This is a genomic window from Vibrio sp. SCP2 (assembly GCF_059295395.1).
The window spans coordinates 919,880-942,850 of record NZ_JCAFVV010000001.1 but is presented as its reverse complement, the minus strand read 5'-3'; the positions used below and the strand labels follow the sequence as shown (position 1 = coordinate 942,850).

Below are 22,971 nucleotides of genomic sequence, written 5' to 3'. Positions count from 1 at the left end.
CCTAATTGTTGCGCGAGTAAAACTCGAAATTTCGTGCAGCAGTACATAGTGGAAGACGAGCAGTATAGGTTTACCTTGGGTATGGGTAAAGCTATCTTGATTAACTTGCGTTTTCAGACAGCTTCAAGATGGCGAAATGTTCACAGTGATTGAACGTGGAAAATGCTTGGAGCTCTTCGTCTAATGCGGTTAGAAATGCCGCTTTATCCTTTATTGAAGGCTCGGTGAACAGGTGAAGTACGTTTAGCACAGACTTCTTCTTATCAACCTTGCAGTCTGCCCGTGCGACTAATTTGCCATCCCATAAAATAGGTAGACAGAAGTAACCAAACTGCCTTTTAGCCTGTGGTACGTAGCATTCAATCAGATAGTCAAAGTTGAATACGGCATTGGCACGTTTTCTTTGAATAAGCAGATTATCAAACGGAGAAAGTATCTTTGCCCGTTTGCGATTGATGCGTTTGTCGAGCAACTGAAGTGCTTCGCTTTCTACCACATACTCGCCTTCACCTATTTTTATCTGCTCAACTTCTCCACTCTCGATTAAATCATGTAGCGCTTGCTTCACATGCTGTTTGACGTCTTTAAGCAGGTAGGTCATCTCTGCGAGAGTGCCAAAGCTGTGCGCTTTCAGGTAACTCATGACAAGAAATCGCGCGTGTTCTTGAGGCGTTGGCATCGAAGTATCGACGCTAGTGGGTAACACGCGTGAGGTTAAGTCATAGACTTTGTGAAACCCTCTTCGTTCAGCAATCATTAGTTCGCCCTGCATATATAGGTTTTCTAAGGCTTGTTTGGTCGGCTTGGTATGCCACCCATCCGTTTTATGGGCTTTTGACTCAAAGTCTTTTGCCATCAGTGGGCCTTCAGACTCGATGCGCTTAAGCACATCGCTCATCAATTGACGGTCATTGCAGTACCAGTGTTTTTGCTGACCGGATTTGATCGCCGCCTTTCGCGGTAAACTGTAGCGAAAGTTACTCATAGGTAGATAAGCGGCGGCGTGAGACCAGTATTCAAAGACTTTACGGTCAGCGACAAGCTGATCCAGGTGCTTAGGTTGATAGCTTGGGTTACGACTCCAAAGTGTATGGTGATGGGCTCTTTGAACTACGGAAATCGTATCTATCTGCACATACCCGAGTTGCTCGAAAGCGTTGAGTGTTTTGCTGTAAGCGCTGCCTTTTGACTTTCCTACGGGAAGCCCTTGGGCGATGAGGGCAAGTTTTTGTGCTTGAGATAGAGAGAGTGACTTCATGTTGTGATGCTTTTTCCTTGTTGCTCCATGGATTGCACCGCATTAAAGCCGCGCAAGATATTCCCTAGGGTAATCACAGCAAAAATCACGATAACAATCGATAAATGCCATGCCTGACTTAAACCAAGTTGAACTAGCGCCATACTGACAATCGAAGAAACGATCATTTGCCCACCTCCAGACATTGCCGCTGCCGCTCCTGCCTGTTTTTTGTATGGTTGCATGACCATAGCTTGGGCACAAGGGAGCGCAATCCCGTTTCCGAGAATCATCAGCAATTGGCCGATCATCAGATAAAGAGGTTCAAGCGGACAAACGAAAAACCACAGTGCAGAGCTTAAATGCAGTATCGGAGTAAATAGCAGTAATTTTTTGCTACCAATCATAGGTCTGACACGATTGCAGATACTGGTACCAGTAATCATCCCCAGTGCGGGAATGATCGCCCATAGTGCGTATTCGTCTGATGTCATGCCGATCTGGTCTTGCATGATAAAAGGCATGATGGAGACAGTGGTAATCATCAGACTAAAGTTAAGCCAACCTATGCTAGCAAAGCTCATGAAATAGCGCGATGTCAGCAAATGTTTATATTGCTGAACCATCTGTTTTGGCGAAGGGATTTTGTTGGTCGCTGAGAGCGTTTCATCAAATTTGAATGCGAGTAGTCCCCAGGCTAAAGAAACATAACCTAGTAAAGAAACGAACACCATCGTCCAACCAAAATGGTAGTTAATAAATCCACCGATAACAGGAGCAACCAATGGAGTAATGGAAGCGGCCATTGCGATGTAGGATAGGGCGACAGGTAACTGGGCACCACTGTATCTGTCTCTGGTTGATGCTCTAGCGAGTACTGCGCAACAGCCCGTACCTAACCCTTGCAGAAAGCGCCCTAACACCATGCCATTAAAGGAATCTTTCAATACAATGATCACCATCAGACCTGAAAGGGCGATCAGTAATCCAGTAAGCAGTACTTTTTTGCGCCCCATAGCATCGGAAATTGGGCCGTAGATAAATTGTGAGGGACCAAAGCCTAGTAAGTACACACTGACTAAAAGCTGTGCTTGATCGAGCGAGATAGAAAAGTCTTTCGCGATCCATGGCAGTGATGGAAAAACCAGCCCCATACTGAGCTGACCAATACTGATGATTAAACACGCCAGAAAGATAGTTCGAAATTGAATGGGTTTACTCATTACACCTCACCAGATGGGTCGCCATGATGACCGCGACGGCGTAAACAACCTTCTTGGTCGAGCTTGTTGAGTTTGGCTTTGACCCGTTTGACGGTCGATAGGCTAACATCGCAGGCAGTGGCGACACTTTGCATCGTTTCACCTTCAAGAAGCAAAGACTTGATCTGCTGATGCTTTTGTTTGTCGGCAGGTCGACCACGAAACTTCTCCTTCCACCGCTCGGGATCTCCCTTTAACTCTTCTCGACCTAACTCAGCAGCAAATAGCCGATGTTGGATTTGAACTTTCGCGTAACCGGACAGCAAGCTGAGCATTGCTTGAGTGTGAGTACAGCCGCTTTGTAGAGTTAATGGCTCGCACAGGGTTTTGATGGTTAGCCCTTTTCCAAGTAGCGCTTCTAGCGTGTTTTTAGCCTGAGAAAAATCGCGGCCAAAAACCGTTAACCACCAGATGTATAGGGTGTCGCCGGGCTTAAGCTTCTCCAGTAACAGCTTGAAACCAGGGCGTTCCAGTGGCGGTACATTCCCCCGGACTTTGTCTTCAATGTGTTCACTCTCTGCAGCAGCACTTTGCAGCAACTCTAGGTGTTCAGCGTAGGCTCGGTTCTTAGGTGAAAAACGCGTGTAGATGTAAGTGGCCATAATCATTGCATTGGTTCATTTAATGTAATGGCTCATAAGATAGTTTGGTTCATATTTACAGTCAACACCAAATGAACCGATTCTTAAAATTTGCCCCTTAGTGAAATTTTTCTGCGGACTATCCTATCTTTATCAATGTGGCGTATGAAATGGGTGCGAATCATAAACTTATTAACCCAATCGTTGCTGCAGAAAATAACACTCAGTTAACACGCCAGTTGCGTGTTGTTTTTAGATAAGGGCAGTTCGGGGCGAGTTATGACAGAGTTAGCGGCGACAATAGAAGCTTGGCTGTTTCAAGACAATGTCTCTGTGACGATGCTATTTATTGGCATCGTTTTACTCTCTTACCTATTAGAAGACCTAGCGATAGTGACCGCAGCGACCTTAGCGGTTGAGCAGTTGATGCCGACCTCTGTTGCCCTGATGGCGATATTTGTCGGTATCAGCACTGGAGATCTTGGTCTTTACTTGATGGGTAAAGCGGCGCAAAAAGTGCGCTTCCTTCGTTATCGTTTGTTCCGATACCAGCGAGCAAGGAGTATGCAGCGTAAGCTTCATCAGCAAGCGTTTATGACCTTGTTTATCGTGCGTTTTATTCCTGGTCTCAGAACGATTGGTTTCACATTGAGTGGTTTTCTAGATGTGCCAAAAATCAAATTCTTTATTGCTGTCTTGACGGCGACGGGTCTGTGGACAGCGCTGGTTTTTGGCTCCTTTTTCCAACTTGGCAACGCGCAATGGCTTCAAGATAGTCAAGTGAGCTGGCTACTTATTCCACTGGGTCTGTGCCTGATGTTGCTGCTAAACAAACTGATTACTAAAACACTTTTAAGGGATGCGTATGACACAGCTCGCTAACGTTGAAATGATTCCGCAGGGAATGGTCAATGCGGGTATGCCCGTACTCCAAGAGCCTAAACGAGTAATTTCTCCGTTTGAATTCTTGCCTGCTTGGTTTTTCTACACACCCGTTGTGCTGCAAAGTGCGGCGTTGAGTGTCCTTCATCGAGATTGGGCACTGCCATTGATCGCCAACCCAGCCATCAAATTGAGTGGTATGGTTGGGGAGTCAAAGCACGACATTTTCACTTCTGCGGGTAAACAAACCAAAGAATGGATTCTGCCATTTATCACTTTGACTAAAACTGAACAACGTACTCAAGACTTACTCAGTGATGCTAAAAGCCAACTTGAAAAAGCAGAGCTGACGTACCCGTTAGTGGCAAAGCCTGATCTGGGTTGCCGTGGGGCTGGAGTGAAACTTATTCATTCGGACGAGCAACTGCAAAATTATATTGAAACCTTTCCTGTCTCTGGTCGTTTCTTACTGCAAGAGAAGTCGCAATACAGTGCCGAAGCTGGCGTGTTCTATGTCCGGCAGCCTGGAGAGTCGCGCGGGAAAATCATCTCTATTACTTTGAAGTATTCCCCAAGGGTGATTGGAGATGGTCATTCTACCCTGAAAGAGCTAATCGAAAAGTGTCCAAGAGCAGGCAAACTTCAGCATCTTTATCTTCCTCGCCATAGTGATCATCTCGATCTGGTGGTTGCTGATAAGGACGAGTTTCAATTGGCATTTGCAGGTAGCCATTCTCGCGGTGCTATTTTCCGCGATGGTAACCATTTCATTACACAAGCGCTGGAAGAAAAGTTAGATCAGATTCTCGGCGACTTTGAAGGCTTCCACTATGGTCGTCTCGATATCAAGTTCCAAGACATCCAAACCCTAATGAATGGTGAGTGTTTCGATATCTTGGAAATCAATGGGGCGAGCAGCGAAGCCGCGCATATTTGGGATAGCGATACACCGCTAAGCGATATCTTTACTACGCTTTTAAAACAGTATCGTTTGCTTTACCAGATTGGCTCTAAGCATAAAAAACAAGGCCACAAAACCCCAACATTGGGTGCATTACTGCAAGCTTGGCGGGAAGAGAAACTCTTAACTCAGCTTTATCCAATGACCGATTAACCGCCGCGCTTAGGAAGAAAAACATGAAAAATGTAATGACACGCTTAGCGACAAATGCTCAGACGCGCCCTTCCCAAGCTGTGGTGGGATGCATTGAAACACTCAATCAAGGTTACGAGTTTTTAGAAACGCTCAGTCAGGAAGATTATGTCTTTATTGCTCAACCGCATGTAAGTAGTTCGATAGGTGAGCACTTTCGTCACTGGCTTGATTTGTTTTACGCCATCAAGCTTGATCCGCTCAAAATCGACTACAACGTTCGCCGTCGCGGGCACGCGGTAGAAAGAAGCTTAGACGTCGCCAAACAGGAAATCAGAGAGCTGGTCGAGTGGCTGTTTGAATTACCGTCCAATGAACTTCGCCAAGTCGTCAGCGTTGAAACGGAAGTCATGTTGTCGCAAACCCATGTCGAGGAAGTCTCTTCAACATTCGTTCGTGAGCTGACGTTTGCTGCGCTACATGCTACCCATCATTTTGCGATGGCTAAAGTCGTTGCCTCTTTGCGTGGTGTCGACTCTGACAGCCACTTTGGCGTCGCTCCCACAACGGCAACTTACCAGAGGGCTCAATAGGTATGTGTACATTATCTTGGGTTTATCATGGCAATAATCACTATGAAGTTTACTTCAATCGAGATGAGCAACGTTCTCGCCTGCCTGCACTTGAGCCGCAAAGTGTTCTGATTGATGGTGTTCACTGTCTGATGCCGATTGATCCTGTCGGTGGTGGCAGTTGGATTTCAACCAATGAACATGGCGTCACCGTCTGTCTGCTCAACTTTTATCAAGGCATGACGCCAAATGGAGAGTTAACCAGTCGAGGTCTTATCATCAAACGACTGGCGAGCAGTTGTTCGAGCCAGACTGTCGATAGCCGCCTGTTGGATATGGATTTAAGCTCGTTTGCCCCTTTTACCGTCGTCTCTTTTGACACCAGGCGTACCGCCAATGAAACCGTACTTTGGACTTGGGATGGCGAGCAACTTAGGCGTTCTCATGCTTTTGCTCCGATAGTGTCTGCAGCGATGCACTTTGAAGAGGCGCGTCAGTATCGCCTAGAACTGTTCAATGAGTTGATCACCACGATGCCTGATCATGAAGTGGGTCGACTGTTCCATCAAACCTATGACGCAAACTATCCGCACCTTTCACCATTAATGGAAAGAAATGATGCGCGCACTGTAAGTTTTACCTCGGTTGTCGTGTCTTCTTCTAAACAAGAAATGAATTACCAATCTATCGACAATCATCGCAATGTTGATTTTCGCACTAGCCTAAGTTGCCTTAAAAACGACATTGTCGAACAAGGAGTTTTCAAATGAAAAAGTTATTCGCCCTGCTGATCATGTTATTCAGTTTTCCTACCTTTGCTGCGGATGAGATTTATACCGGAATCTTTAGCAATAAAGCCGTCAGTGGTTATGACACCGTGGCCTACTTCACTCAAGGTAAGCCAGTGAAAGGAGATAGCAAATGGCAAACCGAATATAAAGGCGCTGACTGGTATTTCTCTTCACAAGAAAATCTCGACAAATTCAAAGCAGACCCAGATGCATACGCACCGCAATACGGTGGTTACTGTGCATGGGCGATTTCAGCCAAGAATGACTTTGCTTCATCCGATCCGAAGCAGTGGGCAATCGTTGATGGCAAGCTTTACCTTAACTATGACGCAGAAGTTAAAAGCTGGTGGGACGACGACCGCGCAGGTCACATCTCTGCGGCAGATAAAAACTGGCCGACATTAATCCAATAATAATAAGGACCCAACCCATGAAATTTGCGCCACTAAAGCATATACCCTCTGCCTTTATCGCCTTTGTATTTATTCAATCGCTATTCTTTAAGTTTTCTGGCTCTTACGAAACTGAGCATATTTTCGGCACTTTAGGTGAGTGGTCAGGAATTGAATGGTTCGGGGTTTATGGCGGTTACATGATTGGCTTTGCTGAGCTCATCGCTTCTATCTTGCTGTTCACTCGACTACATGGTGTTGGAGCTGCCATGAGCGCGGGCATTATGACTGGTGCGATCTTCTTCCATCTGTTTACTCCGTTAGGTGTGGTTATGCCAGAGTTTAATGCGATGGGAGAAGTGGTGGGCAGTGACGGAGGTTTACTGTTTGGTATGGCGTGTATCGTGTGGAGTTGCGGTGTCTTCTTGTTTATTCGCGACGTTAAAACACAAGGTACATTCACTCACAACCTTTTAGCGAAAGGAGCTTAGTATGATTGATAGTCCTTTTCGATTACCGCGTAAAACACCATTTGGTATTGGAGAATCCGTTGTAGAGTGGGCGACAGGGCTTGCTACGCTCGACTCGTTGTACAAACAAGATGCGCTACCGGAAGACAGTTTTGAGTTTATGCATGAAGCGTTGGCTCGAATTGGTACTCAGTATCAGGTTGATCATGGCAGCCTTGAGAACATCCCAGCGGAAGGCTCGGTTTTAATCGTTGCCAATCACCCATTTGGTGGTATCGAAGGGATTATTCTCGCTTCTTTGATTTCTAAAGTACGCAAAGATGTCAAAGTGCTGGCGAATGAGCTGCTCAAGCGCATACCAGAGCTTGATGAGTTGTTTATTGGAGTTGATGTGTTTGGTGGTGAAAAAGCCAAGCGAACCAATCGACAAGCGATCAAAGAGGCCAATCATCACTTAAAAGAAGGTGGAGTTCTGATTATTTTTCCTGCTGGTGAAGTCTCCTCGTGGCAAGCGAGTGAGAATAAGATCACCGACAAAGCGTGGAGTAAGTCAGTTGCTAAGTTTGTTAAGCATGCCGAGGCGACCACCGTTCCGCTATTCATCAATGGAATGAACAGCAAACTGTTTTATCAGGCAGGGCGAATTCATCCATTACTCAGGACGGCGATGTTAGGCCGAGAGCTACTCAATAAATCGGGAGAAACTATCTCGGTCTCAGTGGGTAATCCTATTCCTTACAGTGAGATTAAAGACTTCGATAACGAAGAGGATATTACTCAGTACTTTCGATTAAACACCTATCTGATGGGGAGTATGGGCAACGAGCAAGCGCCGACCCTACAAGATGAGAATGCTGAGCCTATCATTGCTCCTGTGTCTGTCGAGACATTGGAAAGCGAATTGCTCGCACTAGAGTCTTATAAGCTGCTAGAGCAGGGGGATTTCGAGGTTTACTGCGCGCCAACGCCAAGCATGCCAAGCATGATGCGCGAAATTGGCCGAGTTCGGGAAGAGAGCTTTCGGGAAGTCGGGGAAGGCAGTGGACGCAGTTGTGATATCGACCAGTTTGACCAACACTATTATCAGCTCTTTGTATGGAATAAGGCCAACCGTGATTTAGTCGGCGCTTACCGTTTGGGTTTAGTTGATGAGTTGCTTGCCAAAGGTGGTATTGAAGCGCTCTACTCGACCAGCTTGTTTAAATACGATGAGGCTTTCGTTGAGAGTTTAGGTCAATCTATCGAGTTAGGACGCTCAGTGGTCGCAAAGCAGTATCAAAGGAACATGCACTCTCTACTTCTGCTGTGGAAAGGCATTGCTGGCTTTGTGCAACGTAACCCTAAATACACCCATTTGTTTGGCCCAGTCAGTATCAGCAATGACTACAGCCCAGTTGCACGCCAGTTAATTGCATCAGTCATGTCCGTTCACTATTACGATGATGAAAAAGCTAAGCTCGTGGCACCGACAACGCCACTAGAAAAAAGTGGTCAGGAATTCTGGCGCCCAGATATGCTTAGTTCTTTGTCCAAGCTACCTCTGTTGTCTAAAGTGTTAAGTCGTTTAGAGCAGGGTATGGGGTTACCTGTTTTGCTCAGACAGTATCTGGGTATGAATGGCAAACTGGTTTGCTTTAATGTGGACCCTGCATTCAATTTTGCTCTAGATGGTTTGATTGTGGTTGATTTGACGACAGTCCCTGCGCGAACATTAGGTAAATATATGGGCAAAGAGCAGGCTCAGGCTTATTTGGATTCGCATTTGCCCTCATAAACCACTTGATTACGCCCTTGCTTTTTAGCGCGATAGAGATACTTATCTGCATTAGCAAGGGCTTTTGAAAAGCTTCCTCCTTGCCAAACGCTAACACCGATACTTATCGTAAGCGGTTGATGTGAAGAAGGCTCTGGAAGAGAGTCACCCAAGAAGACTTCAATCGATTTTCGAATTCTCTCGGCAATTTGTATCCCTTTCTCAAGTTTTGTCTCTGGAAGTATCACGGTAAATTCTTCCCCTCCCATTCGACCAAAAATATCACTATGGCGAATATCTTGTTTGATTAATGCAGTTACGTTGCGCAGTACATTATCTCCGACTGCATGACCAAATTGGTCATTAACCATTTTAAAGTGATCTAAATCGAGCATAAAAACGACGGTCGTATGGTGATGAAGTGCTTCTATATCTTTGACTGAATCCATCAGTGCCCTTCGGTTAAAGATCCCTGTCAGAGGGTCATACTGGGCAAGTTTGGTTAACTGCTGCTCTTTATGGCGAATGGTTTGGGTCATTTTCTCAAACGCGTTGAGCAGTTCGCCAATTTCGTCTTTTCGCGTGGTTCGCTCTATTTTGGGGTTCCCGCCTGTAGAAAGAAGGCGTATTTGTTTACGCAAGGCGATGATTGGTTTAGCAACGTATCGGGAGACAAATAGAAACAGTACTATGAAGAGCGTGATTGAAACAGCGATATAGATATCTACTTCTTTTCTGATGGTTTGGCTGATTCGATTGATTTCATCTCGGTCGACAAAAAGAACCACACTAATGCCAGTCTTATGTGAATGACTTGTGTCTAATAACAGTGAGGAGGCAATACTGGGGTTAATATCAACCGCTTGATTAGTCAGAACACCACCAAGATCTTCTCTCATCACGGGCGTAGTATTTTGGTTGAGTTTGTTCTCTGAGAGCTTATTTTGCTCTAAGTACCGATAGCCAGTGATGATGTGTTGATCTTTATTGCGCACAAGTGCCACATCTACCGCATGTAACCCTTGTTTTAGAAAATTCTGTTTTACCGCAAACAGTTGATCTTCCAATATGGTTCGATCGAGAACAACGGTGTAAAAGCCGATGAGATTGTGCTGGCAATCCAGTAGAGGACGAGAGAAAAAATAGGTTGAGGTATTATAGATCAAGCCGAGCTTCGCAACGGTTGTATCGTCAACCATGGTCACTACCGCTTTTGGTAAGTGCTTCATCTGGCGGAGCTTAATCAGTTCTTGGGTTAAGTTACGGCTTGCTATAGAGTTCTCTTCACCGCGGATTTTAAGCTGTGATAGCGCAGCGACCAGTTGTTTTAGCTGCTTTTCACGTTTTGGCGCAGCTAACTTCCAATCTGTAGCAGAGCGCATCAGTAGTGATAAATGATGACTGTCGAGCAACGAGGCACCATCTAAGTTTTTGCGCAGTACATAGCGGTTACTGGGGTTGGCGGAAAGAGTGAACTGATTGGCGTGGCCGTTGATATCTGAAACAAAAAGTGCAGAGAAACCCGCAGAATAGCTCAGCGCACTGGCGATAGAAATCGGTGAAGTAGAAACTTCAATCTGATGGCATTGCTGGAGTTGAACGCTTATATCATCAAATTCGCCAAATCGTCTTTCAGCGAAATAGCCAATATCGACAGCGACTTGGGCTGTTGCCAGCCGACTGGTTTGGTTGATGTGCTCTAGCATCAGGTTTTTGCGAGCAACGAAGTAGCCGTGACCAAACAGGAATATGCAGGCTATTAAAGGGACAAACAGTAAAAAGATCTTATATCTCAGTCGGCTCATTGCACTCCTACTCGTTGATCCGGTGGAGAGATAACGCCAAACTGCTTGACTACTTTTAGCGTGCCTTGTTGGTATTGTCCAAGATACATGGGTAAGTCAAAATGATTGTCTTCTCGAAGATGTATTTTTTCTGCACCTGAATAGCGAGTCAGACCATGTAAGTTATTCATGACTTGCTGATGGGTTGCAAGGTCAGACTTTTCTATTGCCGCCTTGAGTAGGTAGATTAAGTCGTAGTGGGCTTTGGATGAGTATGTGATTATCTCCTCTTCGCCATGAAAGTGCCGATACTGCTTAGTGAATTGTTTGGTGAAATCAGTTTGCAGGTCACTGAAAAAGTGCAGGGGTGTATAGATGCCTTCTAATAGCTCTGCATCTACAGCGTCGAGATAAGTTTCGTCTGCGGCGAAAGCTACGACTTCTATCGGTCGGCTAAAAGCGTAGCGGCGAAACTGCTTAATAAACTCGAAACCATCCGTGCCAGGTAAAATAAGCATTAATACATCACTTTCAGAGGCTTCCAACCTTTCTAGAACAGGGCGATAGTCAGTCACACCAAATGCGGTGAATTCGACAGCCGTTACCTCGCCTCCATTAGCGTCTACAGCTTGTTTGATGCGCTGTGACATTTTATGGGGCCAGATATAGTCATAACCAAAGATAAAGTATTTTTGTTGATTCTTAGCGATGAAATAGGGAATAACAGGGTCGATGTAATGTTCTGGAATTGTGCTATAGCAAATTAGGTAGTTGTCATGGTGTCCCCCCTCGTAGTCGATACCGTAAAGCATGGGGATTTGGTATTTGCTGGCAATTTCACTCATCGCATATCGCGATGAACTGCTTATGGGACCGAGCAAGGCATGGACGTTGTGTTGTTGAATTAGCTCACGAGTGTAGGCAACGGTTTTCGCCGGATCGGTCTGATTATCTCGGACAATCAGTTCTATCTGACGGTTATTGACGCCTCCTCTTGCATTGATTTGCTCTACTGCGAGCTGAGCCCCTTTCAGCGCTTTATCTCCATAGCCACTGAAAGTTCCGGTAAGGGGTAACACCACACCAACTTTGATTGGAGTGATGGGCTCGGTGCAGCCGAGTAAGGAAAAGAGCCCAAATATCGCGAATACTCTGATGAAATGCGGCATGTATTACTGTCCTTAGTAAATGATTGAACATGCGTACTGGCTTTATCCTTAATAATAATACAGTTATAGCGATTAGAGAGTAAAAAGGCGGCTTTAACTCCAATATCGGCGCAGTGTTCTAAAGTGCCGAGAGTTTGAAGTGACTCGAAAGAGTGAACTGGCTCTTTAGTCAGGCGACAAAAATCTTGGAAAGCAGGCGAAAGTCTAACAATTCATCACGTCAATCTAACCTGTTACTTCGATTCATCCTGCTAGCTTTGATGGACAAACAAAGGGATCACTCTTTGTTTGAGCAGTCAGTTAGCTAATAAAAAGGATGAAAAATGAAGATGAATCTAACCCTACCTCTAATGAGTTTAAGTGCATTAGCCGTATTGAGCTCGATGAATGTGAGTGCTCATGGCTGGGCGGAGTTCCCTAGTGCGCGCCAAAATACATGCTATGAAGATGGTGGTTTTTGGACTGATGAAATACCCAATCAAGCGTGTCAGGCCGCTTATGACCAATCGGGGGCTTATCCATTTGTGCAGCGCAGTGAAGTGGCCGCGAATGTGGCTAACTATCGAGACATGGCTCATGTCAAAGCGATAGTGCCTGACGGTGAGCTGTGTTCTGCTGGTGATTCGGCCAAGAAAGGGCTTAATGCTGTGTCTCCTCATTGGCAGCGTACTAACGTTGCATTAGATGCCAACAATCAAATAGATTTTGTATTCTACGGCCAAGCGCCGCACAACCCTTCTTATTGGGAGTTCTACTTAACCAAGCCAAGTTATGACCCTTCACTACCTTTAACGTGGGATGATCTTGAGTTAATTGATACCGCAGGCGATATTGTAGTCGATGCGCAAAAGCGATATCGAATGAAAGTCACTTTCCCGGCAGATCGCTCTGGCGACGCGATCCTATACACTCGATGGCAACGTATCGATGTGGCAGGTGAGGGCTTTTACAACTGTAGTGATATTACCTTGCGAGGCAGCGGAACCAACCCACCAACCGATCCTTCCGACCCAACGGATCCGAACAACAATCTGACGGCATTGGGCTACTTTGTGCCACAAGGGTTTGGTCCGGTAGAATCTGGTGACACGATCAGATTCCGTACATTTGATGCCACTGGGGCAGAAATTGTCGATGTATCTTTAGTTATTAGCGCCAACAATACCACGACTTGGGCGGCTGAAATTGCAGATCAGTTTAACTCTCAGCAAACGGGTGATTGGTATGTGGGGATTTGGCATGCAGAAATGAACCACTATATGTTTGATACCAATAATATCTACGCCAACCAAGTCTTAGCACCAAACAATACCTTCAGTTATGCCCTTTCGCTCATCAAAGCAGATACACCTCCTGTCGAACCTACAAACCTTTGGGATAAAGATAAGGTCTACGACACGGGAGATGTTGTGACTCATAATGGTAGAGAGTGGACAGCGCAATGGTGGACAAAAGGAGAAGAGCCCGGAACCACTGGAGAGTGGGGCGTATGGCGATAATTTACATTGTAAATCTATGCTAGGCACACGAAGAAGTGGCGACCAATCGGTCGTCACTTCTTCGTTATGACTGTGATGTAGGCTACGTGGAGCTGTTTCTCGTCTTGCCTTAAATAACATATTGTTTACACTGATTTCGATGTGAACGTATAAGGGTATCGAATGAGTCGTATTAGGCAGAAAAATCAGCAGCTAATTATTGAAGTAGCCAGTGAACAGTTTGCTACCCATGGTTATGCGGCGACAAAAATTGTCGATATCGCTAAAGCGGCTGATATTCCTAAGGCGAACGTCTTTTACTACTTCAGCTCCAAAGATAAGCTCTATTACGCGGTACTAAAGACAGTAACCCAGCCATTGCTTGAAGCATCACGACCAATTGAAGAACTGACAGACCCAGTTCAAGCCTTATCCGAGTATATCGAAGCGAAACTTCGTATTTCACGCGACCATCCTTATGCATCAAAGGTATTCGCCAATGAAGTGATGTCAGGGGCCAAGGCACTACCAGAAGATATTGGTCAAGAGCTGTTTAAGCAGTCACAAATGATCATCGATAAGTTTTCAACCTGGTCACAGCAGGGGTTGATGGATGACGTTCCGGCGCACCACCTGATGTTTACCATCTGGGCCGCCACTCAAACCTATGCCGACTTTGGCTGGCAAATCTGCAATGTCATGAAAAAAGAGCAGCTAGATAACGAAGATTATCATCAAGCCGCTCAGTTCATCACTCAGCTTATTATCAACGGCTGCGGCGTTAAAACTAACAGTTGAACGGTTAAGCGAAACGTCCCCACACTGTTAAAGGCGTTAAAATCTCAAAACCAAGTGGCTCAAGTCGCTGTACTTCTTGTTCATCTCCATAGCCGACAATATCTTGATTAGGGTAAAGCATTTGCAAATGCCCAATAAGAGCGGAGAATAACGCCGGCTCACCCCATAAGTTGTAGATGCCGAGCGTGTGTGTATCGTTGAAACTCGTAATACCCGCGACTTGCCCATGTGACTCAGAAGTGAAGAACCGGATGGCCTTGGAATCTAGCACGCTGCTGGGGTAAATAGGCGTATAGTTTTCTTCCCCACGCCAGCGGGTTTCCCACTCAGCCAAACTTTCAGCGCTTGTCGCTTCTGAGATTTGGACACTATCGCGTTGTTGAAGCGGTGGTTGAGCTTTCTTAATATACCAATTTGCATCAAATAACTTAGTGAACCCTAATAGGTCGAGGCTTAACGCGGCAAAGCAATCTTTTACAAAGTAGCTGCCTTGTACAGGAATGACTTCTTCCAATAGCGCTTGTGTAGCAGACGTATTGAGTGTGACTAGGTTGGGGAAAAAGGTCGGCATTGGGTGTTTCGAACACCAGTAATTCGCTTCAAGTTTTGTTTCCACTTGGTGTATTTCTGCTACACGCTGGCACCAGTTTTGATTATTGGTTATGGCGCTAAGAGTGGCTTGTTCCATTCTGTCTTTCACGATATTCCCTGTATTTGTTGATAACCCTAGTGGTTAACGGTATTTGTTTTGGTGTTTAGATTTGGCTGATTTTTCATTACCACGTTTATAGTTACCTGTTTCTCTCGCCATCAGCTGTTGCTGCTGTTGGTGGTTCATTTCAGCAGCCCGCGCTGTAAAGTGAATTGCACTTTTTCCTCGCAGTGTCGTCACCAAGCTCCCATCACGGTAGATATGCACGTAATTCTCTGTACAGTGGTAGGTGAAGCCAAGTGTTTGCTCAAGAGGGATCGGTTTCATCGTACTGGCCTAGCCTTTAGTCATATTCGCGAGTATGACATCAGTAGCTTCTGTCGCGTGTTGTACTATCTGAATCTTAGATAAAGCTGGCAAACCCAATAGTAACGAGGATCTCGGGGCCAGCAGCATGCCAAGCCAAAGATCGATTTTGCTGTTTGGTTGCGTAAGTTCAAATCGTTCTTCGAAAAATTTCTTTAATACTGAGTCCGTCTCGTCTGGGCCAATATCCATAAAACTCTTAACCAGTTCTGGAGCTTGAACGGCTTCCGTAATTAACAGCCTATGGGTTGCGATGTGTTCTTCGGATAAATGGAAGGTCATAAACTCAATGGCGAAAGCGATCATGGCTTCTCGGGTGCTTTCTACTTCGAGATGTTCTGAGTACTTGCAGTTATAGCTTTCTCCTAATTGCAGAAGAGTCGCTTGAAATAGTTGAAGTTTTGATGGGAAGTAACGGTATAACGTTTGCTTTGTTATTTGAGCGTCCGCTGCAATGTTATCCATACTGGCTGAAGTGTATCCTTCTGATAAGAATATAGTTTTCGCCGAGGTCAGTATAGCCTGCTTTTTCTTTTCTCTGTTTTGCTCAATCTTACTCATCAATTATCCTGGCTTCTCACATCATACTAATGAGTATGATTTATATTGACACATTAACATTTAAAAATCATACTCGCGAGTGTGATTTTTAAATGAGGTTTTACAATGATTAGTTATTTTCTCCCTAAGCTAGAAACAATGAACGCTCGAATGATGGGCTTTATGGTCGCTATTTTGGGGGCCATACTAATGAGCGCGGACCCTATCTTTATTCGTTTTGCTGGCGTGAGTGGCTTTGATACTGCGTTTCTTTTTGGATTGTTCAGTGCCATCTCAATGCCCATTTTGCTTAAATTGAACGATGAGCGTGGTATTCGAAAGGCTGCATTAGAAAGTGGTTGGCCATTACTTGTTGCAGGGCTACTTATGCTTGGAAGTGCAACAGGGCTGGTCTTTAGTATTAAAAATACATCCATTGCAAATACCTTTGTTATCTTGAGTGCTTCTCCTGCTGTTGCTGCTTTTTTTAGTTGGCTGCTGTTACGTGAAAAGACAGAGCGATCCACTTTAGTCGCTATTATTGCCGTTATGATCGGGATTGGAATTGTGGTGTCAGGCTCAGTAGGTTCTGGAAACTGGTTTGGTGATGCACTTGCGATGTTTTCGGTGATTTGTTTGTCTCTCATGTTTACCTTGCTACGCAAGTATCAGGATGTCAGTCGATTGGCGAGTGTTGCTTTAGGTGGCTTGCTGTTAGCCTTAGTGATGTCTTTTTTTGCCGAGCCGAGTGGCTATAACTGGAGTACATGGCTCATTATGGGAGCAATGGGATTGTTTACCGCTCCCCTAGGTCGCGTAATGTCTATGGTTGCGACTCGCTACATTACGGCTGCGGAAGTCTCGATGACCTTAATGCTTGAAACGGTACTTGCACCAGTGTGGGGTTTTATCTTCTTTGCTGAGATTCCAGTTGTAACCAGTATCTTAGGTGGTGGAGTGATCTTAGTGACTATTTTCATCTACACCTATGCTTCTATGAACAGCAATAAAAGTGAGCAGGGATTATGAGTGCAGTCGTTAACTACATTGGCACAATACATACACCATATAAAACGTTAGCAGCGTGCCCAAGCAACATCAACGTATATGACTCAGTATGCCAAATAGAAATTCAAGAGACCTATCAAAGTGCAATTAAAGGGTTAAATGTTGGAGACTTGATACTCGTACTGTACTGGCTAGATAAAGCTCAGCGAAATTGTTTGGAATTTAATGTTGGTACAGAGCAAATCAAGGGAGTATTTTCACTGCGATCTCCACATAGGCCAAACCCTATTGGTGCTGCTGTGGTTTCAATAAAGAGTATCGATGAGACAACAATAAAGATACAAGGAATGGATTGTCTTGATGGTACACCATTACTTGATATCAAACCTGCAATTTATCTTGAGCGGTAATAATCTATAAATATAGATCTATTCGTTAGTGTTTAATTTATTGATTACAAAGGGTTTTCAATACAAAGGGCGGTAAGGGTAAGTGTTGAATATGTTAATAGAATGTGGCTCAAACTTTGACAGAAAAATAATACTCACAATGAGATCTTAAACTCAATTAATTACTTTCGTGAATGATATTCATAGTGTTGCATTTTATCTTTTGCTCGCTTTTTAAGCATACAAAAATATAGGATGTAACATAATGAAAAACGGATATAAACTTTCCGCCCTTGCTGTTGCTATTTTGGCTTCAGCGTCGGTTTCAGCAAACGTCAGTGCTGACCCAACTCCAGTCAACTCTCCTTTCATCACAGATGTTAAAGGCAATATCGTTGAAGATTATTCGGCGAAGCCAGCTGAACCTGCATTTTTCTCAATGCGCATGTTCAGTGCACCTGCTGAAGATCGCGGTGATTGGTTCAATATGTCGGCCAATTACTCAAGTATTCAAGGTGTAGGTTCAGACATTGTTTATGATTTCATGCTGCCACCACTTAAACCTCAGCCTATCATTGTTGCGGTGCTAGATTCAGGTGTCGACATTGACCACGAAGATTTAAAAAACAAACTTTGGACCAACGAAGATGAGATCCCAGGTAATGGCATTGATGATGACGGTAACGGCTACATTGATGATGTGCACGGCTGGAACTTCTTGGGTAACTCGCTAGGAATTAACGTTGATCAAGATACGTTAGAAGTGACCCGTGAGTACAAAAAGTACTTAGAACTTAAAGAGGGTAACCACTGGATTCCGCCAAAGAAACGCAAATACTATCAAGGTGTTGAAGCTGACTACTTAGAGAATGTTGAATATTACACCAAGGCTCTAGAACAAGTGACAGCAGCGACTGAACAAGCTAATGGCTACAAAGCGCAAATCTTAGCCTTGGTTGAGCACAAAGATTTTACTGTTGATGGTCTACAAGTTCTGCTTTCTCACTCTAACGCTGATGTGGTTGCAGCGGCTCAAGGATTACTTGGCGTGTTTGATTCTTGGTATTCATTTGAGTATCTAGAGTCACGTACAAGCCGTTATAAGGAATCATTGGACTATCACTATAACCTAGACTTTGATACCCGTAGAGACATCGTTATGGACGATATCACTAACCCTTGGGAAAAAGGCTACGGCAACAATGATGTAAAAGGTCCAGTGGGCGCTCATGGTACACACGTAGCGGGTATCATTGCCGCTGAGCGTAATAATGGTTTAGGGATTGAAGGTATTGCAGATCACGCACAGATCATGGCAGTGCGTATGGTACCTAATGGCGATGAGCGTGATAAAGATATCGCAAACGCAGTCCGCTACGCAGTAGATAATGGTGCAAAGATCATCAATATGAGTTTTGGTAAGAGCTACTCGCCACGTAAACATATTGTTGACCATGCGTTCCGTTATGCAGCGCGCAAAGGGGTGCTTATTGTTCACTCAGCGGGTAACAGCAAAACAGATAACGATATCAAGCCAAGCTTCCCGAACCGTTTCGCTAAGCACAAATGGTCTCGTCCAATCTCTACTTGGATGGATGTTGGTGCATCGGCGAAATATGCAGATGACTCTATGGTCGCAAGCTTTAGTAACTTTGGTCAGGAAACGGTAGATGTGTTCGCTCCTGGTTATCGCGTTCTATCCTCTACGCCTGACAATAACTACGCTGCGTATAGTGGTACCAGTATGGCTGCGCCTGTGGTTTCGGGTGTTGCTGCCTTGGTATGGTCTCATTACCCTGAGCTATCAGCAAAAGAGCTTAAAGCGCTGTTGATGAGCAAATCACGTACGTATCCAGAGTTATTAGTGAAGAAGCCATCGTCTCCGGAAGATTTAGTACCATTTAGTACGCTATCTATCTCTGGTGGTATTGTTGATGCAGAAGCGATTTTCGCTGAGCTAGCAAGTCGATAGTACGAACTTTGGATGTAAAAGAGGTCGCGTGATGCGACCTCTTTTTTTGGTTTTTTGAAAAGGCTCAACCTGCGGTTGGCCCGACGAGTCTTTGCTGCCAGTCTTCGAGTATGCCTGTGTCTAAACGGCGTTGAATCAAAGCTCCCCATGATTCAACTAAGGGTAAGGTAGACATCTCTTGTAGAAGTGTCGGCTCTAAGCAACCTTCAAAAACAGCACCCATGACACGCGCAAGTGACCAATCTGGATAAGGCCTCTCACACAGAATGATTTCATCACCTGCGCCAATGTCACCTTCTTCTAAGACACGGAAGTACCACCCGGTTCTTAGCGTATCTTGAACTCTTTTCGCCATATCATGTTGGTCGATTCGGACATTGAGTTTCCAACACGGCATGCGTCCTTGCGACACTTCGAGCAGAGTTGAACCAATACGTATTTTATCTTTAAGGCAGATGTTGGCTTCTGTCACTCCGGATGAACTTAGGTTTTCGCCAAAAGCGCCCACGGACTGCAAAATGGCTTTATCACCGAGATCTTTTTGCCAAAGTGGGTAGTGCTCGCTTGGGTATATGTGAAGGGCTTTTTGAATGCCACCATGAAAGCGCGGATCGCCTTGTTCATCGTTGGTAAAGCCAACTTCATTGGCGTGTTGTCGCTCTGTGCGAACCTGTTTGTTGATGGCACTTTGTGCGCCATGCGCGAAGGGCTTTGTTGTTCCTGTCAGAACCGCGTTTACAACACCGAGCTTTTTCATGCTTCCTCTCACACTCTCTTCAATCAATCTATTTGGCATGATAGCCTAGCTCTGTAGTGACGGAATAGGGATGTAAAGACAGTTAACCATGCCAACTCGCCAAATAGAATCTAACTCAGGGGTGGCCACTTCCAATGAGATGATGGCTGCAAACCCTCATTTACCCGCTTTAGTGAAAACGATAGATATGCCGAAAGGCTATATTGATCATCTGCACCAACATACTTGGCACCAGATTATTTTTCCGTTAAAGGGCTTGCTACAAACTCAAACAGAGCAGTACCAGCACCTTGTGCCTCATACATCGGTTTTGTTTGTTCCTGCGGGTGTCCAGCATGAGTCGATCGCGTTAAGTCATACTACTTTTATTGGTATCTACCTCAATCCTGCGTTTGGTGTGCCTTACGAGTCTGATGTGCGCACAATTTCTCTTACGCCATTTCTCAATGAGCTATTGCAAGAGATTCGTCGCCAGTGTGAGCGTCATGTAGAGGACGATGAGTTAGTGCGTTTGTTAGCGGTGCTGCATGACCAAGTATTGCGAGATAACGTACAGACTTATCAGCTACTGTTGCCCAAAGATCGGCGCTTAAAGCTTATCTTCGAACAACTTACAGAAACGCCTGCATCGACAACCTCACTCAAAGAGTGGGGAGAGAAAGTTGGCGCCTCGGAGCGAACATTATCGCGCTTGTTTGCCAAGGAGTTTAATACCTCATTTCAGTTATGGCGTCAGCAGATTCGCTTAATCTACTCGCTCTCATTGCTGGATGAAACGCTTTCGATTCAAACCATCGCCGATCGCGTCGGGTATCAAAATGACTCCTCATATATCAAAGCTTTTAAGGCGTATTTTGATGTGACTCCTCAGCAGTTCCGTCATCAAACCCGTTAATCTAAAGGTAGCTGGAAGGTACTCTTGATCTCTTTTACCGACACATTTGATTGAATGGCGCTGACTCCTTTGACGCGTCTGATCGAACTGATTCGTTCAAAGTATTCATCCAGATCTTTCGCGACCACTTGCACAATGTAATCTGCTCCGCCAGCAATACAATGACACATGAGTATCCAATCGGATTCTGCGACATAATCTTCAAAAGGTTGGGTGTTTTCAACCTCATGGCTGCCCAAGGTCACCAGCGTAAAGCCCGAAACCTGAAAGCCGAGTTTCTTACGATTCAATCGAGCGGCATACCCCTCGATATAGCCCTCTTCCTCCATCTTTTTCCAGCGTCTCCAGCAAGGTGTTTCGCTTAGGTTCACTGTCTCTGCCAATTTGGAGTTACTCATTCTGCCATCTTTCTGTATATGTTCTAAGATGGATAAATCTGTACTATCTAGCTCAAAGTTGGTGGATTCTTTCTTTTTCATATCTTTAATGGAAATAGTCTGCCTTAATTTGCTTTAATGTTAACCCAAATAGCAATTTTATTCCTGAGCGAATCGTTAGACTGGATCTCATATTGAAATTATCACTTTATGGGAGAGAGCAATGAGTGCTCAACTGATGACAGCTTTTATGTTGTTTGCAATATCGATTTCATTAACGCCAGGGGCGGGGAATATTGCTTTAGTAGGGCTGTCGAGCCGCTATGGCATTGGGGCAACGCTACCGTTTATTCTCGGTAACGCGGTCGGTGTGGTAGCGATTTTGGGCGGTGCGAGTATTGGCTTGGTGAGCTTGTTTACTCTTTACCCCGATCTATACAATGTCTTGAAATGGTTAGGGGCGGGTTATTTGCTCTACATGGCTTGGGGCATTGCCAACATGGAGATGGACGGTAACTCCAGTATCAAGAAGTCTGGTTTTATGTCCGGTATTTTGGTTCAAATACTCAACCCGAAAAGCTGGGTCGCTTCATTGACGGTGTTCTCTCAGTTCATTTCCCCAACTAGTGATTACCTAACTCAAGTGGTGATTATTATTAGCGTGATGGTGTTTACCGGTGTCATTGGTATGCTGCTATGGGCGTATTTTGGTTCGATGCTTAATCGCTTTATCCAGTCTCCACAGAAAATGGCCTGGATAAATCGAGGCTTTGGTGCCAGTTTAGTACTTGTCGTGATGTTTATGGTCAGTCAGCCGAGCCTATAACTAAGCTTAGCCGTACTTACTTGCCTAGGTATGTTGGTGTTGAGCTGACTTTCTTTTGCTAGCACGCGCTTTTAGGTTAGGTAAGCAACTAAACATCAACTGGGCAAAAGTCAGCGAGCTAGATTACGCACGGGAGAAACGTGATCTTCGAACGGCACTTGTCGCCGAAGAAATGTTGTACCTTCAACGAGTTCAGGGGTGCTGATCCGATCCATTCGAAAATGACGAAAGTCTTTGCGTGTCGGATCCCAGGCAACCAAATACCATAGCGGTGGTAAAATCAGCATAGCTTGCGGTTCAACATATCGTTGGGTTATGGTTCCTTTAGCATCACGGTATTGAAAACGCAGGTGCAGCCGTTGTAGAAAAGCTTGCTCGAATGCAGGAAGCAGTTCGGAATCCATCGTTCCCATATCAGATATGTCCACCTGCGGAGCAAGCTTTCCGATATACAAGCAACCGAGAAAACGACGCAGATCGCGTACTTGGTCTGAGGGGAGTGCTTTCTCTATCTTCGCAAGCCCTACATCTGCGAGGCCAGAGAAAGGTAGGTTTCCGGCCGCGCGCATTGATTCAACGCTGATGAGAAGCGCAAAAACTTCAGAAACTGACAAGCGCACGGTGGTTTGAATTGATCGTGAATCAAGTTGTAAACCTCCTCCGCGACCTGGTTCAGAATGGATGACAACACCCTCATCACGAAGTGCGCTAATATCACGCAATATTGTCCGCCTAGATGCGCCAACCTCTTGAGCAAGGTCAGCCACGGTGGAAGTACCGTTGCGGCGAAGGCTACGTATTATCGATTCTTGTCGTAGGCGAATATTCATTTCTAAAGATTACCATTCAATGGTGCCAGTATTTGGCACCATTAACATATACAGTTTCTCTGTCCTCGTCAGCAAGAAGGTTTCGAGGCTGCCACGC

25 protein-coding genes are annotated in these 22,971 nt (G+C 45.1%); 14 read left to right on the top strand and 11 right to left on the bottom strand.

Annotated features, from left to right (window positions below; translation table 11 throughout):
• Positions 1 to 100: 100 nt before the first annotated feature.
• From AC5O63_RS04520 to AC5O63_RS04510, 3 genes are read right to left on the bottom strand one after another with little or no spacing between them, the layout of a single operon-like run.
• Complete coding sequence (locus AC5O63_RS04520; RefSeq protein WP_494504068.1) at positions 101 to 1,258, bottom strand: winged helix-turn-helix domain-containing protein; 1,158 nt, start codon at positions 1,256 to 1,258, stop codon at positions 101 to 103.
• Positions 1,255 to 2,460, bottom strand: a complete 1,206-nt coding sequence (locus AC5O63_RS04515; RefSeq protein WP_494504067.1) for a multidrug effflux MFS transporter — start codon at positions 2,458 to 2,460, stop codon at positions 1,255 to 1,257. The genes AC5O63_RS04520 and AC5O63_RS04515 overlap by 4 nt, the downstream gene beginning before the upstream one ends.
• A complete protein-coding gene (locus tag AC5O63_RS04510) occupies positions 2,460 to 3,101 on the bottom strand; it encodes a recombinase family protein (RefSeq protein ID WP_494504571.1) in 642 nt (213 codons plus the stop codon). The genes AC5O63_RS04515 and AC5O63_RS04510 overlap by 1 nt, the downstream gene beginning before the upstream one ends.
• Positions 3,102 to 3,359: 258 nt before the next feature.
• On the opposite strand from AC5O63_RS04510, the gene AC5O63_RS04505 reads away from it, so the two are divergent.
• The 7 genes from AC5O63_RS04505 to AC5O63_RS04475 are packed head-to-tail and all read left to right on the top strand — an operon-like array spanning position 3,360 to position 9,054.
• The gene (locus AC5O63_RS04505; protein ID WP_069668774.1) at positions 3,360 to 3,962 is read left to right on the top strand and encodes a DedA family protein; all 603 of its coding nucleotides are present in this window, start codon (positions 3,360 to 3,362) and stop codon (positions 3,960 to 3,962) included.
• On the top strand, positions 3,946 to 5,076 hold the full coding sequence (locus AC5O63_RS04500; RefSeq protein ID WP_494504066.1) for a D-alanine--D-alanine ligase: 1,131 nt from the start codon (positions 3,946 to 3,948) through the stop codon (positions 5,074 to 5,076). Before AC5O63_RS04505 ends, AC5O63_RS04500 begins: the two co-directional genes overlap by 17 nt.
• A 35-nt stretch (positions 5,077 to 5,111) precedes the next feature.
• Positions 5,112 to 5,648 carry a hypothetical protein gene (locus tag AC5O63_RS04495; protein WP_494504570.1) on the top strand — a complete coding sequence of 179 codons (537 nt, stop codon included), beginning with the start codon at positions 5,112 to 5,114 and terminating at the stop codon, positions 5,646 to 5,648.
• Positions 5,649 to 5,650: 2 nt separating this feature from the next.
• Positions 5,651 to 6,397, top strand: coding sequence for an NRDE family protein (locus AC5O63_RS04490; protein WP_239823883.1), 747 nt, complete (start codon positions 5,651 to 5,653; stop codon positions 6,395 to 6,397).
• On the top strand, positions 6,394 to 6,831 hold the full coding sequence (locus AC5O63_RS04485) for a YHS domain-containing (seleno)protein (RefSeq protein WP_486788478.1): 438 nt from the start codon (positions 6,394 to 6,396) through the stop codon (positions 6,829 to 6,831). The genes AC5O63_RS04490 and AC5O63_RS04485 overlap by 4 nt, the downstream gene beginning before the upstream one ends.
• Before the next feature lie 17 nt (positions 6,832 to 6,848).
• Positions 6,849 to 7,301 (top strand): hypothetical protein, encoded by a 453-nt coding sequence (locus AC5O63_RS04480; RefSeq protein ID WP_171802569.1) that lies wholly within the window; start codon positions 6,849 to 6,851, stop codon positions 7,299 to 7,301.
• Between the two features lies 1 nt (position 7,302).
• On the top strand, positions 7,303 to 9,054 hold the full coding sequence (locus AC5O63_RS04475; protein ID WP_486796094.1) for a bifunctional lysophospholipid acyltransferase family protein/GNAT family N-acetyltransferase: 1,752 nt from the start codon (positions 7,303 to 7,305) through the stop codon (positions 9,052 to 9,054).
• Here AC5O63_RS04475 and AC5O63_RS04470 read toward each other — a convergent pair.
• Together AC5O63_RS04470 and AC5O63_RS04465 are read right to left on the bottom strand one after the other, a co-directional pair.
• The gene (locus AC5O63_RS04470; protein ID WP_494504065.1) at positions 9,027 to 10,838 is read right to left on the bottom strand and encodes a diguanylate cyclase; all 1,812 of its coding nucleotides are present in this window, start codon (positions 10,836 to 10,838) and stop codon (positions 9,027 to 9,029) included. The genes AC5O63_RS04475 and AC5O63_RS04470 overlap by 28 nt on opposite strands.
• On the bottom strand, positions 10,835 to 11,986 hold the full coding sequence (locus tag AC5O63_RS04465) for a substrate-binding protein (protein WP_494504064.1): 1,152 nt from the start codon (positions 11,984 to 11,986) through the stop codon (positions 10,835 to 10,837). Before AC5O63_RS04465 ends, AC5O63_RS04470 begins: the two co-directional genes overlap by 4 nt.
• Positions 11,987 to 12,309: 323 nt before the next feature.
• On the opposite strand from AC5O63_RS04465, the gene AC5O63_RS04460 reads away from it, so the two are divergent.
• Positions 12,310 to 13,485 carry a lytic polysaccharide monooxygenase gene (locus tag AC5O63_RS04460; protein ID WP_494504063.1) on the top strand — a complete coding sequence of 392 codons (1,176 nt, stop codon included), beginning with the start codon at positions 12,310 to 12,312 and terminating at the stop codon, positions 13,483 to 13,485.
• Between the two features lie 162 nt (positions 13,486 to 13,647).
• The gene (locus AC5O63_RS04455) at positions 13,648 to 14,262 is read left to right on the top strand and encodes a TetR/AcrR family transcriptional regulator (protein ID WP_494504062.1); all 615 of its coding nucleotides are present in this window, start codon (positions 13,648 to 13,650) and stop codon (positions 14,260 to 14,262) included.
• A gap of 4 nt (positions 14,263 to 14,266) precedes the next feature.
• On the opposite strand, the gene AC5O63_RS04450 is transcribed toward AC5O63_RS04455, so the two are convergent.
• From AC5O63_RS04450 to AC5O63_RS04440, 3 genes are read right to left on the bottom strand one after another with little or no spacing between them, the layout of a single operon-like run.
• A complete protein-coding gene (locus AC5O63_RS04450) occupies positions 14,267 to 14,962 on the bottom strand; it encodes a hypothetical protein (RefSeq protein ID WP_494504061.1) in 696 nt (231 codons plus the stop codon).
• A gap of 33 nt (positions 14,963 to 14,995) precedes the next feature.
• Positions 14,996 to 15,241, bottom strand: a complete 246-nt coding sequence (locus AC5O63_RS04445; RefSeq protein WP_494504060.1) for a hypothetical protein — start codon at positions 15,239 to 15,241, stop codon at positions 14,996 to 14,998.
• Between the two features lie 9 nt (positions 15,242 to 15,250).
• Positions 15,251 to 15,841, bottom strand: a complete 591-nt coding sequence (locus AC5O63_RS04440) for a TetR/AcrR family transcriptional regulator (RefSeq protein WP_494504059.1) — start codon at positions 15,839 to 15,841, stop codon at positions 15,251 to 15,253.
• Between the two features lie 105 nt (positions 15,842 to 15,946).
• On the opposite strand from AC5O63_RS04440, the gene AC5O63_RS04435 reads away from it, so the two are divergent.
• The 3 genes from AC5O63_RS04435 to AC5O63_RS04425 all read left to right on the top strand — a co-directional run bounded on the left by AC5O63_RS04435 (position 15,947) and on the right by AC5O63_RS04425 (position 19,189).
• Positions 15,947 to 16,849: a DMT family transporter gene (locus AC5O63_RS04435; RefSeq protein WP_494504058.1), complete on the top strand. Its 903-nt coding sequence runs from the start codon at positions 15,947 to 15,949 to the stop codon at positions 16,847 to 16,849.
• On the top strand, positions 16,846 to 17,238 hold the full coding sequence (gene tsaA / locus AC5O63_RS04430; protein WP_486788467.1) for a tRNA (N6-threonylcarbamoyladenosine(37)-N6)-methyltransferase TrmO: 393 nt from the start codon (positions 16,846 to 16,848) through the stop codon (positions 17,236 to 17,238). The genes AC5O63_RS04435 and tsaA overlap by 4 nt, the downstream gene beginning before the upstream one ends.
• Positions 17,239 to 17,482: 244 nt before the next feature.
• A complete protein-coding gene (locus AC5O63_RS04425) occupies positions 17,483 to 19,189 on the top strand; it encodes a S8 family peptidase (protein ID WP_494504057.1) in 1,707 nt (568 codons plus the stop codon).
• Positions 19,190 to 19,253: 64 nt separating this feature from the next.
• On the opposite strand, the gene AC5O63_RS04420 is transcribed toward AC5O63_RS04425, so the two are convergent.
• Positions 19,254 to 19,946 carry an MOSC domain-containing protein gene (locus AC5O63_RS04420; RefSeq protein ID WP_239853997.1) on the bottom strand — a complete coding sequence of 231 codons (693 nt, stop codon included), beginning with the start codon at positions 19,944 to 19,946 and terminating at the stop codon, positions 19,254 to 19,256.
• Between the two features lie 88 nt (positions 19,947 to 20,034).
• Between AC5O63_RS04420 and AC5O63_RS04415 the strand changes: the two genes are divergently transcribed.
• Positions 20,035 to 20,841, top strand: coding sequence for an AraC family transcriptional regulator (locus AC5O63_RS04415; RefSeq protein ID WP_494504056.1), 807 nt, complete (start codon positions 20,035 to 20,037; stop codon positions 20,839 to 20,841).
• Here the strand turns inward: AC5O63_RS04415 and AC5O63_RS04410 are convergent.
• Positions 20,838 to 21,320 (bottom strand): Lrp/AsnC family transcriptional regulator, encoded by a 483-nt coding sequence (locus tag AC5O63_RS04410; protein WP_004749350.1) that lies wholly within the window; start codon positions 21,318 to 21,320, stop codon positions 20,838 to 20,840. The two genes, AC5O63_RS04415 and AC5O63_RS04410, sit on opposite strands and share 4 nt — an antisense overlap.
• Before the next feature lie 121 nt (positions 21,321 to 21,441).
• Here AC5O63_RS04410 and AC5O63_RS04405 point away from each other — a divergent pair, with 121 nt between their 5' ends.
• The gene (locus tag AC5O63_RS04405) at positions 21,442 to 22,044 is read left to right on the top strand and encodes a LysE family translocator (protein ID WP_494504055.1); all 603 of its coding nucleotides are present in this window, start codon (positions 21,442 to 21,444) and stop codon (positions 22,042 to 22,044) included.
• 110 nt (positions 22,045 to 22,154) lie between these two features.
• Here the strand turns inward: AC5O63_RS04405 and AC5O63_RS04400 are convergent, their stop codons facing one another.
• Positions 22,155 to 22,874: a helix-turn-helix transcriptional regulator gene (locus AC5O63_RS04400; protein WP_494504054.1), complete on the bottom strand. Its 720-nt coding sequence runs from the start codon at positions 22,872 to 22,874 to the stop codon at positions 22,155 to 22,157.
• Between the last annotated feature and the right edge of the window lie 97 nt (positions 22,875 to 22,971).

Coding starts and splice junctions, on each gene's coding strand:
- AC5O63_RS04520 (WP_494504068.1), bottom strand. CDS start 1,258: ATGAAGTCACTCTCTCTATCTCAAGCACAAAAACTTGCCCTCATCGCC.
- AC5O63_RS04515 (WP_494504067.1), bottom strand. CDS start 2,460: ATGAGTAAACCCATTCAATTTCGAACTATCTTTCTGGCGTGTTTAATC.
- AC5O63_RS04510 (WP_494504571.1), bottom strand. CDS start 3,101: ATGGCCACTTACATCTACACGCGTTTTTCACCTAAGAACCGAGCCTAC.
- AC5O63_RS04505 (WP_069668774.1), top strand. CDS start 3,360: ATGACAGAGTTAGCGGCGACAATAGAAGCTTGGCTGTTTCAAGACAAT.
- AC5O63_RS04500 (WP_494504066.1), top strand. CDS start 3,946: ATGACACAGCTCGCTAACGTTGAAATGATTCCGCAGGGAATGGTCAAT.
- AC5O63_RS04495 (WP_494504570.1), top strand. CDS start 5,112: ATGACACGCTTAGCGACAAATGCTCAGACGCGCCCTTCCCAAGCTGTG.
- AC5O63_RS04490 (WP_239823883.1), top strand. CDS start 5,651: ATGTGTACATTATCTTGGGTTTATCATGGCAATAATCACTATGAAGTT.
- AC5O63_RS04485 (WP_486788478.1), top strand. CDS start 6,394: ATGAAAAAGTTATTCGCCCTGCTGATCATGTTATTCAGTTTTCCTACC.
- AC5O63_RS04480 (WP_171802569.1), top strand. CDS start 6,849: ATGAAATTTGCGCCACTAAAGCATATACCCTCTGCCTTTATCGCCTTT.
- AC5O63_RS04475 (WP_486796094.1), top strand. CDS start 7,303: ATGATTGATAGTCCTTTTCGATTACCGCGTAAAACACCATTTGGTATT.
- AC5O63_RS04470 (WP_494504065.1), bottom strand. CDS start 10,838: ATGAGCCGACTGAGATATAAGATCTTTTTACTGTTTGTCCCTTTAATA.
- AC5O63_RS04465 (WP_494504064.1), bottom strand. CDS start 11,986: ATGCCGCATTTCATCAGAGTATTCGCGATATTTGGGCTCTTTTCCTTA.
- AC5O63_RS04460 (WP_494504063.1), top strand. CDS start 12,310: ATGAAGATGAATCTAACCCTACCTCTAATGAGTTTAAGTGCATTAGCC.
- AC5O63_RS04455 (WP_494504062.1), top strand. CDS start 13,648: ATGAGTCGTATTAGGCAGAAAAATCAGCAGCTAATTATTGAAGTAGCC.
- AC5O63_RS04445 (WP_494504060.1), bottom strand. CDS start 15,241: ATGAAACCGATCCCTCTTGAGCAAACACTTGGCTTCACCTACCACTGT.
- AC5O63_RS04440 (WP_494504059.1), bottom strand. CDS start 15,841: ATGAGTAAGATTGAGCAAAACAGAGAAAAGAAAAAGCAGGCTATACTG.
- AC5O63_RS04435 (WP_494504058.1), top strand. CDS start 15,947: ATGATTAGTTATTTTCTCCCTAAGCTAGAAACAATGAACGCTCGAATG.
- tsaA (WP_486788467.1), top strand. CDS start 16,846: ATGAGTGCAGTCGTTAACTACATTGGCACAATACATACACCATATAAA.
- AC5O63_RS04425 (WP_494504057.1), top strand. CDS start 17,483: ATGAAAAACGGATATAAACTTTCCGCCCTTGCTGTTGCTATTTTGGCT.
- AC5O63_RS04420 (WP_239853997.1), bottom strand. CDS start 19,946: ATGAAAAAGCTCGGTGTTGTAAACGCGGTTCTGACAGGAACAACAAAG.
- AC5O63_RS04415 (WP_494504056.1), top strand. CDS start 20,035: ATGCCAACTCGCCAAATAGAATCTAACTCAGGGGTGGCCACTTCCAAT.
- AC5O63_RS04410 (WP_004749350.1), bottom strand. CDS start 21,320: ATGAAAAAGAAAGAATCCACCAACTTTGAGCTAGATAGTACAGATTTA.
- AC5O63_RS04405 (WP_494504055.1), top strand. CDS start 21,442: ATGAGTGCTCAACTGATGACAGCTTTTATGTTGTTTGCAATATCGATT.
- AC5O63_RS04400 (WP_494504054.1), bottom strand. CDS start 22,874: ATGAATATTCGCCTACGACAAGAATCGATAATACGTAGCCTTCGCCGC.